Annotated in this window: 10 protein-coding genes; 1 reads left to right on the forward strand and 9 read right to left on the reverse strand. The window is 38.7% G+C overall.

What is annotated here, in order from left to right; all coding sequences use genetic code 11:
• From BN52_RS03865 to BN52_RS03900, 8 genes are all read right to left on the reverse strand, one after another.
• On the reverse strand, positions 1-702 hold the full coding sequence (locus BN52_RS03865; protein WP_008472918.1) for a glycosyltransferase family 32 protein: 702 nt from the start codon (positions 700-702) through the stop codon (positions 1-3).
• 4 nt (positions 703-706) lie between these two features.
• Entirely contained in the window at positions 707-2,134 is a 1,428-nt protein-coding gene (locus tag BN52_RS03870; protein ID WP_008472919.1) for an oligosaccharide flippase family protein, read from the reverse strand.
• Positions 2,131-3,288 carry a CDP-glycerol--glycerophosphate glycerophosphotransferase gene (locus BN52_RS03875; RefSeq protein ID WP_008472920.1) on the reverse strand — a complete coding sequence of 386 codons (1,158 nt, stop codon included), beginning with the start codon at positions 3,286-3,288 and terminating at the stop codon, positions 2,131-2,133. Before BN52_RS03875 ends, BN52_RS03870 begins: the two co-directional genes overlap by 4 nt.
• A gap of 91 nt (positions 3,289-3,379) precedes the next feature.
• Positions 3,380-6,046: a calcium-translocating P-type ATPase, PMCA-type gene (locus BN52_RS03880; RefSeq protein WP_008472921.1), complete on the reverse strand. Its 2,667-nt coding sequence runs from the start codon at positions 6,044-6,046 to the stop codon at positions 3,380-3,382.
• 181 nt (positions 6,047-6,227) lie between these two features.
• Positions 6,228-7,058, reverse strand: coding sequence for an ammonia-dependent NAD(+) synthetase (nadE, locus tag BN52_RS03885; protein WP_008472922.1), 831 nt, complete (start codon positions 7,056-7,058; stop codon positions 6,228-6,230).
• A complete protein-coding gene (locus tag BN52_RS03890; RefSeq protein WP_008472923.1) occupies positions 7,055-8,533 on the reverse strand; it encodes a nicotinate phosphoribosyltransferase in 1,479 nt (492 codons plus the stop codon). Before BN52_RS03890 ends, nadE begins: the two co-directional genes overlap by 4 nt.
• 44 nt (positions 8,534-8,577) lie before the next feature.
• A complete protein-coding gene (locus BN52_RS03895) occupies positions 8,578-9,678 on the reverse strand; it encodes a glycosyltransferase (RefSeq protein WP_008472924.1) in 1,101 nt (366 codons plus the stop codon).
• On the reverse strand, positions 9,679-10,413 hold the full coding sequence (locus BN52_RS03900; RefSeq protein ID WP_008472925.1) for a WecB/TagA/CpsF family glycosyltransferase: 735 nt from the start codon (positions 10,411-10,413) through the stop codon (positions 9,679-9,681).
• Positions 10,414-10,532: 119 nt separating this feature from the next.
• Between BN52_RS03900 and tagD the strand changes: the two genes are divergently transcribed.
• The gene (gene tagD, locus BN52_RS03905; RefSeq protein ID WP_008472927.1) at positions 10,533-10,919 is read left to right on the forward strand and encodes a glycerol-3-phosphate cytidylyltransferase; all 387 of its coding nucleotides are present in this window, start codon (positions 10,533-10,535) and stop codon (positions 10,917-10,919) included.
• A gap of 44 nt (positions 10,920-10,963) precedes the next feature.
• On the opposite strand, the gene BN52_RS03910 is transcribed toward tagD, so the two are convergent.
• Positions 10,964-11,662, reverse strand: coding sequence for a GntR family transcriptional regulator (locus BN52_RS03910; RefSeq protein ID WP_008472928.1), 699 nt, complete (start codon positions 11,660-11,662; stop codon positions 10,964-10,966).
• Between the last annotated feature and the right edge of the window lie 143 nt (positions 11,663-11,805).

Genomic DNA, 11,805 nt, shown 5'->3' on the forward strand with positions numbered 1-11,805 from the left:
CTATTTGAAGAGTAAGGCATATAATCCTGCTTCTAACTTATTTCTGATTCTAGTCTTCAAACTGGTAACAATCTTGCGCTTCAATGGCTTTTCGCCCTCCATCCAGGTCCCAGTGAAAACGTGAATTGTTTTTGAATGAATTGAAGGATTGCACAAAACGTTATCTGAATAAACATGTATTCGATCGCGCATAATAAACTGTTCATCATTATTAGGCGCTACGCCATAATCATCAATCAAAATCTTAGAAACCGATACTGTATTTACACCAGCCAATTGATCATTTTTATCGAAAGTAAAATTCCGATTATCATAGTAATCCAACATCTTTTTGATTAAGGGATGATGTGGCACTGCTCCAAAAACGGCAGTAAATGGATTCTCTGGATTTTCGAAGCCCACAAAAACCTGATTGGAAAGCAAATCTTTGAGATCATCTAATACGATGACATCCGTATCGAGATAAATTCCACCCATTTCATAAATAACCTTGGCTCTAATATAATCAGAAACAAAGGCCCATTTCTTAGCCTTATAAGCCTGTCGCAAATATTCATTCTGGTTCATATCGAAATTGCTTTCGTTCCATTCGATAATCTTATAGTCCTTCAAATGCTTTTGCCAGGTCTTCATACAACGTTGTATTTCTTTGGACTTAGGATTGCCACCAACCCATACATAGTGGATTATTTTAGGGATCATTCTTTTACCTTCTAACTATTCTTCTTACTAACTTAATAATATCTTGATTAAAATCAAGTTTCATCAAAAACATCAATGCTAAATAAACTATTATCATAATAATCGATTTAAGCGTCATATTCAAAAATGCCGATGATAATATTTGTGGTAAAAACATCCCTAGCGCCAAGGTTACTCCAGCAACCAAGAAGTATTTAGGCACATCAACAAAAGCCGCTTTAAAATCATAGCCATCGCGAACAATCCGCAAACGCAAAAGTAGCACAATGAACTCCGTTACTAAAATTGCGACCATTGCCCCTGCAGCTCCAAAGGAACGATCTAGCAAAGCACATAACCCAACTTCGAGAAAAGCCCCAATTACCACCGGAATCGCATAATCGCGATCGCGATTATTAGCTAAAGCAAATTGATTGGCAAAAACTCCTCCCATCGGAATCATGATAATGGTTAGAGTAAAGAAAAACATCAATGGCGTCATCGGAATAAATTCCTTACCAAAGAAAAATGGGACAAATTCCTTCGTATTAGCCATGATTACTACTGCAAATAAGGTACCTAGCATTGTCGTTGCTTCCAAGGATTTTTTTAAAACTTGTTTTTGGGCAGCTTCTCCCTCACTAGCCATCTTCGGCATGATCACAAGCGAAATACTTGTTATTACCCCTAAAACCATATTGGAAATCTTTTGGGCATTATCATAATAGGCTACTTGCGTAGAGGTCTGGAAATAACCTAATAGTGGCTTATCAAGGGAAGTGTAGATTTGCGTCGCAATCTGCGGAATCAGCAATGTAACAATGGCGCGCAAAGTTTCGTGATAGCGATAAAAATGCCTTACCGGCTTACCAACATAAGTCCCAATGCTTAGCCAAAAAACCATTGATCCGAGCATCGTAGTCAGTGACATAATCAATAAATACTTCCATAGATCGCCAGGATTTTTTACCAACCATAAAATCAAAACTACGCTAGTCAATTTTACAATCGTATTCCGCAAAACAACCTTACCAAAATCAGCTAAGCCTTGGAAAAACCACGTAATATCAATTTGTGCCGAAATTAAATAAGGTACCATCAGGAGCAAGTAGTTCCAATATTGAATATGGAAAATCGTCGCAATCGCAACCACGATAATAATCGTTACCAAACTTGCCAAGGCTTGAAAATACCACAATCCCCAAAAAGCTTCCGTTAATTCTTCAGGGCCAGCGTATGCACGTGTCCGCGAAATCGTCCGCATACCAATATAGGAGATCGACAGGGTACAAAAGACCATTAGAAACTGCGTCGTATTATTAACGCTACTATAGATACCGTAGGTTTTTGCTCCTAATACCCGCGATAAATAAGGAACCGTAATCAACGGTACCAAAACTAAGAAAATTTGATAAATTGCGTTATAAATGATATTTAATAGCGTTCGTTTCAATTTAGTTCCTCTGCTAAACGAATAATCTCATCAAAAACCAAATCACAATTGCTCTCAGCTTGAACCTGATCGACAATTTGATACCAATAATGGCGTTGCGCTTGCATTTCAGGGCTATCCAGCTGATCCAATCGAGCAATCAGTTCATGTTGTGAATTAACCTTGAATCCTGGCGTTACCTCTTTGTATGGACCAAATAGCAGACCTCGAACTTGTTCATACTGCTTAAGATGATTCGTCATAAATAAGATTGGCCGATCCAATTTTAAATAGTCAAAGTAAATCGATGAAAAATCTGTCATTAGGAAATCCATGGCAGCCAAAATTTGATAGAGATCGATTTTCCTCTTTTCTAAATAACTATTGTTTAAAAATGCAATATTAGAATAGTTACTCTTCAAATCAGCAAACAAGCGCATTTCAAAGGGATGCAATTTCACCAATAAATACTGGTGACGCTCTTTTAAGGCGGCATTTAATTTTTCGGCATCAAAATCAGCACAAGTTAAGAAATTCCCAGCCTTGATCATGTCCATAATTTTTTCGTCTTCTAATTCATAACGAAACGTTGGAACATATAAGCCAATTTTTCCCTGACTGTCTTCTTGATGAAATAAGTCTCGAAGCAACTGTCTTTGTGACAGTACAGAAAAATCTAAATAATCCATTCGTGGAAACCCAATCTTGCGATATTTTCCTGCTCCTACCCCAATGCAAGAAGTCATCAAGGTTTCATAAAAGTCAGAGCTTGAAGCAATTACATCGGTTTTTTGCCACAATTTTTGGTTTCGCAGATTATCAGCAGTTTCAGTGTTGTTGGCCATAAAGCCCATTCTTTTTAGCGGAACTCCATGCCAAAATTGAATATTATATTGACTACGATGGATTTTAAACGGTTGATGGGTAGTAAATACATAACGTGCAGATGCAATTTTTTTCCAAACCGACCAAGGTAAGTGCGATGACGGCCATGGTTCAACTAAAGTTGCTTTCAATTCAGGATGATTATCACGCAAGTATTTATAAAATAAATAGCCATTAGAGCCTGAACGTCCCGCACCATTCAAAACTACCACATGATCATTTTGAATTGGAACAAGTTTGCAAATTAGCTTCATCATTGTGAGATAAAGTCTAAATAAAATACTTTTCATCTTTTTCGCCATATCTTCCTAAAATTCGATAACTTAAGAGTACAAAAAAAGGGGCGAGAAACTCAACCCCTTTTAGCGCTTTTTAACAAAATTATGCTTTACCCATTTTGCGTTGAACAAATTTTACGCTTTCAACGATCACAATCATCAATACTCCGGCTAAAAGAACTACTAGCCACTGTTCAGCGTTCAATTCAGTTACATCGAAGAATTTGGTCATAAATGGAATTTCTACCGCTGACATAATCAAGGCAGCTAGTAAAATCGCACCATTAAACCACTTATTAATGAACGTATGGGCCCGGAAAATTGATTGGTGAATGTATTTTGAATTAATGGCATGGAATAATTGAATCAAACCTAAGGTTAAGAAGGCCATTGTTAATGCATCCCCATGTTGTAAACTTGGATTGCCAACGTGTGGTCCTACGTGTAAACCAATTTGATATGCTCCAAGAACCAAAACTCCTTCTAAAATACCTTGGTAAATGATTGATGAAGCAACACCACCGCTAAAGAAGTTGGATTTTCTTCCTCTTGGTTTACGGTTCATAATGCCTGCTTCCGTAGGTTCAACTCCTAAAGCAATTGCTGGTAAAGTATCAGTTACCAAGTTAATCCACAATAATTGCACTGGAGCCAAAATATCCCAGCCTAGCATCGTCATCATAAAGACGGTTAACACTTCACCAACATTACAACTCATTAAGTAAAGAATAGCTTTTTGAATATTGCTAAAAACTTTTCGCCCTTGCTTAACCGCTTCAACAATCGTAGCGAAATTATCATCAGCCAAAACCATATCGGCAGCGCCTTTAGAAACTTCTGTTCCCGTAATTCCCATTCCGATACCAATATCAGCCTGCTTCAAACTAGGCGCATCGTTAACGCCATCACCAGTCATCGCTACGATTTTGCCATTAGCTTGCCATGCCTTAACGATTCTTACCTTGTGTTCAGGAGAAACGCGTGCATATACGCTGTAGTCGGAAACATGTTTTACGAAGTAGTCATCCTCTAAATCATCAAGTTGCGCACCAGTTAATACTCGTTGATCTTGACCAGGTGCAATAATTCCCAATCTTTCTGCAATTGCTTGGGCAGTAATTTGGTGGTCGCCTGTAATCATTACCGTCTTAATACCAGCATTGTGAGCTTCAGCAACCGCAGCCTTCGCTTCTGGGCGTTCTGGATCGATCATACCGACTAACCCAGCAAAGATTAATCCTTGTTCAACGTTTTCCGTCGATGGATTATCAAACTCTTCATCAACTACTTTGTAAGCCAAGCCTAATACTCGCAAAGCCTTCTTGGCTAAGTTCTGATTAGTCGTTAAGATTTCTTGACGGCGAGTTTCAGTCATTGGACTCACTTGACCAGCAATATCAATCGCATCAATCCGCTTAAGCAATTCATCTGGTGCACCTTTAACTGCAACAAAGTATTGCTCACCAAACTTGTTAACCGTACTCATCAACTTACGATCAGAATCAAAAGGTACTTCTTGGACTCTTGCATGTTCTGTCAAAAGTGCTGGCACATCGATTTTATGATCGAAAGCATATTGGATTAAGGAAGTTTCAGTTGGATCACCTAAAAGATTGCCACTAGTTTCAATCTTGGTATCATTAGCAAGCACCATCGCTAACAAAGCTGGATTAGTAGCCGCTATCTCTGCTTTACTATCAACCAATTGATCATCATAAAACATTTGTTCAACGGTCATCTTGTTTTGGGTCAAGGTACCAGTTTTATCTGAACAAATGATATCAGTTGCACCTAAAGTTTCTACTGCTGGCAACTTTCTCACGATCGCCTTGTGCTTAGCCATCGTTTGGGTTCCCAAAGCCAAAATAATAGTAACAATTGCTGGCAAACCTTCAGGAATAGCAGCTACAGCTAAGGAAACAGCTACTAAGAACATGTTGATCATCAAGGCTGAATTACGATCAACTGGACTAGCCTTCAACACCCCAACCGCAAATACGAACACACAGATCAATAAAATCATAATCGTGATCGTCTTACCTAAATGGTTTAGGTTTTGCTTCAATGGCGTGTCAGTTTCGTCGGCTTCATTAAGCATTTTCGCAATCTTACCAACTTCTGTCTGCATTCCTGTGCCAACTACGACACCTTCACCACGACCGTAGGTTACATTGGTGCTTGAATATGCCATATTTACGCGATCGCCTAGAGCAACCTCATCCCCCTCAAGCGTTGTAGCATCTTTATCAACCGGAACAGATTCCCCAGTTAAAGCTGATTCTTCAATTTTCAAACTATGAGCCGTTAAAAGTCGTAAGTCAGCAGGAACTACATCCCCGGCCTCTAACATTACCAGATCTCCAGGTACTAATTCAGTACTTGGAATTTCTAAAACTTTACCATCGCGTTTTACATGCGCATTGGGCGTCGCCATTTCTTTCAAGGCTTCGATAGCTGCTTCCGATCGTGCTTCTTGAATAACCCCTAATACTGCATTAAGTACTACCACGATCATGATAATTGCCGCATCAGTCCATTCTTTGGCAACGACTCCTGAAAGAATTGCGGCTACGATCAAAACAATAATCATAAAGTCTTTGAATTGATCGACAAAACGCATCAACATGCTTTTCTTCTTTTTAGCGGTCAACGCATTAGGACCATATTTGGCCAAACGCGCTTTAGCATCTTCTGAATTAAGACCAGATTCAGTAGTTTGTAAGTTTTGACAAACGGTACTTGCATCCTGGTTATAGTATTTTTCGCTCAATTAAACCACTCCTTGAATAAAAAAAGAGACCTATATGCAACGAATGCACATAAGTCTCACTGTTTAAGATAAGTCCAGAAGCAATACTTCGGTTGTTGGGCTTATCGCAATTACCTTGCTGTTACTCCCTTATGATAGAGATTATTATAATAAAAATTACCGTCTCTTACAAGTTCCAGAACTATTTTTTGTAAAAGTCATCAAAGACCGTAACCGGTAAATGACGCTTATGTTCGCTCTTCTTCCACAATTTTTCGATCTGTTCAGCAGCTTCAGGAGCGACTTCGCGACCTTCAAGATAATCATCAACTGCTTCATAGCTTACGCCTAAAGCAACTTCATCTGGCAATGATGGATGATCTTCTTCAAGATCAGCTGTTGGTGCTTTGAGATAAAGATGTTCTGGGCACCCCAATTCTTTAAGCATTTGTTTGCCTTGACGCTTATCCAAGCGGAACAATGGCGTAATATCAGCTGCGCCATCACCATATTTAGTGTAAAAGCCAGAGAAGTTTTCAGCTGCATGGTCGGTTCCAACAACAGCACCTTGGTTAGCACCAGCAATCGCATACTGAACGACCATTCTCTGTCTTGCTTTAATATTGCCTTTGTTAAAATCCGTAATTTTTTGACCCGTTGCTTCAACTACTTTGACTAAAGCATCAACTGGTTCTTTGATATTGACGATCAGATCTTGATCAGGCTTTTGAAAATCAACTGCGTCTTGCGCATCTTGCGCATCTGCTTGAACGCCGTATGGCAATCTTACTGCAATAAATTGATAGCTTTGATCGCCAGTTTCAGCACGCATTTCCTCAATGGCCATTTGGCAAAGCTTGCCTGTTAAGGTTGAATCTTGTCCACCAGAAATTCCCAAAACATATGACTTTAAAAATGGGTTGGCCTTCAAGTAATCCTTTAAGAAATCAATTGATCGTCTGATTTCCTTTTTAGGATCAATTTCTGGTAAAACATGTTCGTATTCTACAATCCTTTTTTGTAACTCTCTCATCGGCTCATGCCTCTTTCCCTTATCTTCCGACGAATATCTTGGATTAATGACATTTTACTCTCGTACAAGTCCTGTGACAAATCGACTGGATATTCTTGTGGATTTAAGCTTCGCTTGTATTCATCCCAAAGCGCCTTAAGATTTTCAGCTGCAAAACTCTTAATTCCTCTAAGACTAGGTTGCTTATAGACTAATTTACCGTGGTCAAAAATGTCATGCAATAATGGATAAGCCGTAAAATCAGTTACCACTTTGTTAATATAAGTATATTGCGGATGGAACATAAACAAAGCTTGGTATCTGGTTGGATCTTCGCCTTCACGAGCAATCCAATCCCCTTCGTTTTTCTTGGCCGTATTGGCACTAATCCGCCATACTTGTTTTTTACCAGGAGTAGAAACCTTAATCGCATTCGAGGAAATCTTCAAGGTATCGTGCATTTGGCCATTGTCGCCTTCCATTGAAACCAGCTTATAAACGGCGCCTAAAGCTGGTTGATCAAAGGCGGTAATATATTTGGTACCAATTCCCCAAACATCGATTTTGGCACCTTGCATCTTTAAGTTAGTGATCGTAGTTTCATCTAAATCATTCGAAGCAAAGATTTTAGCATCAGGATAGCCCGCATCATCCAATTCTTTGCGCACTTGCTTAGAAATATAAGCCATGTCGCCAGAGTCGATTCTTACGCCCAAGAAATTAATCTTATCGCCCATTTCTCTAGCAACCTTAATCGCATTAGGAACACCACTACGAATCGTATCATAGGTATCAACTAGGAAAACACAATCCTTATGGGTTTTAGCGTAAGCTTTAAAGGCCTCATATTCTGAACCAAAAGCTTCGACCAAGGCATGAGCATGCGTTCCAGAAATTGGAATACCAAATAATTTCCCTGCACGAACATTACTGGTTGAATCAAAGCCTCCAATAAAAGCAGCCCGTGCACCCCATAAGGCAGCATCAGTTTCTTGAGCACGACGACTACCAAATTCCATCAGTTGATCATCTTGAACTGCTAATTTGATTCTTGCAGCCTTAGTTGCCAACAAGGTTTGGAAGTTGATAATGTTCAAAATTGCAGTTTCGACAAGTTGACATTGGGCAAGTGGCCCTTCAACTTGAACTAATGGTTCATTGGCAAATACCAATTCTCCTTCACGCATTGAACGGATCGAGAGCTTGAGTTTTAGGTGGCGCAAATAATCGATGAAATCATCATCATAGTTTTGAGTTTCTTTTAAATAAGCTAAGTCGCTTTCGCTGAAGTGAAGACTTTGTAAATAATTAATCATTCGCTCCAATCCAGCAAAAATCGCAAAGCCATTGCCAAATGGCTCTGACCGATAAAAAGCTTCAAAAACAGCATTGCGATCGGCAATTCCCTTTTTAAAGTAGGTGTACATCATATTGATTTCATACAAATCAGTATGCAAAGACAAAGAATCATCTTTGTCATAATCCTGGTATAACATTATTTTCCCCTTTAATTCTCATTTTAAGACAAATTATACCCGCCCTAGTTATCTTGAACAAGGCTTGTATAAACTTTCTTAATTGCCATTAATTGATTAGCAATTGCAAAATTTTTAGCTAAATATTGCTTTTCGACTGCCCCCATTTCTTCTAGCTCTTCAGCATTCATATTGATTGCCTTACGTAATTGTTCAGCAATCGATTCTACGCTACCTACCGTGGCAATAAAGCCATGTTCTTCGTCCGGAATCATCTTGTGAATATCGCCTACCGCTGTTGATAGAATTGGAATTCGATTGTCGCTAGCTTCAAGCAAAACTAACGGAAAGCTTTCAGAGTATGATGTTAAAACTGCCAAATTCATCCGCCGATACAGATTTTTCAATTGTTTTTGCGTCATAAAGCCATGAAAGGTAACTTGTGGCGACATTTCTAGCTGTCTCGCTAAAGCTTTCAAAGCTTCTAGTTGACTGCCGTCTCCAGCAATATGTAACCGGATGTGGGGATCATCAACTAATTTTAAAGCCTTCAACAATAAATCCTGACCTTTAACCTTTTCTGCTCGCGCAACATTGATAATGTTAAAGTACATATGTTCATATTTGGCTGGGATTTGACTATCATCATGGAAAAAGATTCCATTATAGATGACATGAATTTTTTCTGGATCTAAGTGAACCCGCTGTTGCAATAATTGTGCAAAATTTTCAGTTATCGCAAAAATGCAATCTGCCTTATGAAAAGCCCGCAAATTCAATTTGGTAAAAATATTACCTACAAAACCTCGTCCTGCAAAATCAAGCAATGGATCTGAATGAACCGTTATACACCATTTCGCTGATATTTTCTTTTTAATCAGAGAAACATAGAGATTGGCTCTTGCTCCGTGGCTATGAACGATATCATAATGTCCTTCATTAATGAACTTAGTAAGTCGCCGCGTCGTTGACAAATCATAGCGACTTTTAGCGCCTAAAACGTAAGTCCTAATCCCTGCTTCCCGTGCAGCCCGGGCAACTGGGCCTTCGCTCAGAGTAAGTAGGGCAAAGTCTTCGTTTGCCAGCTTGGCTTCTTTTAATAGATTGACGATATGAAATAAGCCACCGCCACTTTCAAGACCAGCATTAATATGCAGAACCTTCATTTATTTGTTTTTCCCTCTCTTAGATTGTTGAACTTTAACTACAAATTGGGGCAATACTAACATCCGTTTAAATCTGCTTGGATTGGTTACCAACCGATAAAACCATTCTAAATGAGCCTTTTGGAAAAGCTCTGGTGCTCGTTTAACTTGACCTGAAAAAACATCAAAGCTACCACCTACACCCATCATCAACGCAGGTAAGGCGTTGCGACGTAAAATTGCTAACAATTGTTCTTGTTTAGGAAAGCCTAGTGCTGCAAACACTAAATCCGGCTGCGTCCGCTGGATTCGTCTTGCCACCAATTCAAGGTCCTCCGTGAAATAACCATCCTCGGCACCAACCAGTTTCAGATTGCTATATTCACGACCGATTTTTTCTTGAACAGCATGAATCACTGCTGGCTTAGCTCCAATAAGATATACGCGCAGTTCACGTTCATCGGCTACCCGCATCAGCCAAGTAAATAAATCATAACCAGTTACGCGTTCTGGCATTGGCTCTTTGATCATGCGACTGGCCTTGATAATGCCAATTCCATCAGGCGTAATGTAATCCGTATCCCGTTGTAAAATCTTCATAAATTCAGGATTCTCATTGGCTGCCATCACAATTTCTGGATTAGCTGTGACTACAAATGTGGATAAATGATTATTAATGCGATTGATAAATTCGTTTTGAAATTGTTTAAAAGTTTTATTGTCAAAATTAACCCCTAGTATATTTACCTTTGACATCTTATTACCTCAAAATGTTTTTTCTTTTATTGTATCAAAAGCTGAACCAATCGCCGATAAGTTTTACTTTTTCTTAGAATATGCTATTATCTTTTTGTGATTTAGAAAAGGACCAAAACATGAAAAGAGTAATTACTTACGGGACATTTGACCTATTGCATTATGGACACGTGCGTTTATTAAAACGCGCTAAGGATCTTGGCGATTACTTAATTGTAGCGCTCTCGACCGATGAATTTAACGAGTTTAAAAAACACAAAGAAGCTTACAACACTTACGCTGAACGCAAGTACATCTTAGAAGCTATCAAATACGTTGATGAAGTGATCCCTGAAAACGATTGGGATCAAAAAATTTCTGATGTACAAAAATACCATATTGATACCTTTGTAATGGGTGACGACTGGAAAGGTAAATTTGATTTTCTTAAGCCATACTGTGAAGTGGTTTACCTGCCACGGACGCCTGGAATTTCTACCAGTAAAATCAAAGCCGATTTGAAATAAAAAATGAGTAGCAAGCCATGTAAAAACTGGTTGCTACTCATTTTTTATTTTGCAAAAGTAAATTCAAATCTTTCGGCTACATAACGTGCCCGGGTGTATTCAAATGGTTGCCCTTCTTCCAATTCAGTAACTTGACGCCGAGTAATTAAAGGCTCACCTTTTTTGATATACAACAAATGAGCATCATTTTCATTAGCGATTGAAGCAGAAATATGTTCTGTTACTCGACCAATCTTATGACCATTTCTGGCTAAAGTTTCATATAAGTGAGTAGAAATTTCTGCCTTAGTTGATTTTTCTACCAAATGATATGGTACAGTAACGACTTCATAGCAGATTGGCAAATCATCGGCATATCTAATTCTTTCCATTCGCAAAACTGATACGCCGTCTTCAAGTTTTAATCGTTCTTTTTCTGATAATGATGGCTGTCCTACTTTATAAGTAATCAACTTACTTGAAGGCACCTGACCATTAGCCTCCATAATCTCAGTAAAGGACATGATCCCCGACATCTTTTCTTGAACTTTCCGACTTGAAACATAGGTTCCACTACCTAGGCGCCGTTCAAGAATTCCTTCTTCTTCTAAAGTCTTGATGGCTTGACGCAAGGTCATGCGTGAAACGCCAAATTTAATTGCTAATTGCCGTTCGGCAGGAATGCGGTCGCCGACATTATAGACATGTTGTTCAATATCCCTTTTAATCTGATTGTGGATCTTTATATACATTGGTTCATCCATCAGATACACCCCACTTTCATTAACATTATAGAATAAATTGGTCTATATTTCATTTGAAAAGCTATCAATGTAAGTGTCAATATTTTTGCGGTAACCCATAAACCATTAGTCTAATCTTGCTTTCTTAAATATTTATATGATTT

The organism is Lactobacillus gigeriorum DSM 23908 = CRBIP 24.85 (assembly GCF_000296855.1).
Lineage (GTDB): Bacteria > Bacillota > Bacilli > Lactobacillales > Lactobacillaceae > Lactobacillus > Lactobacillus gigeriorum.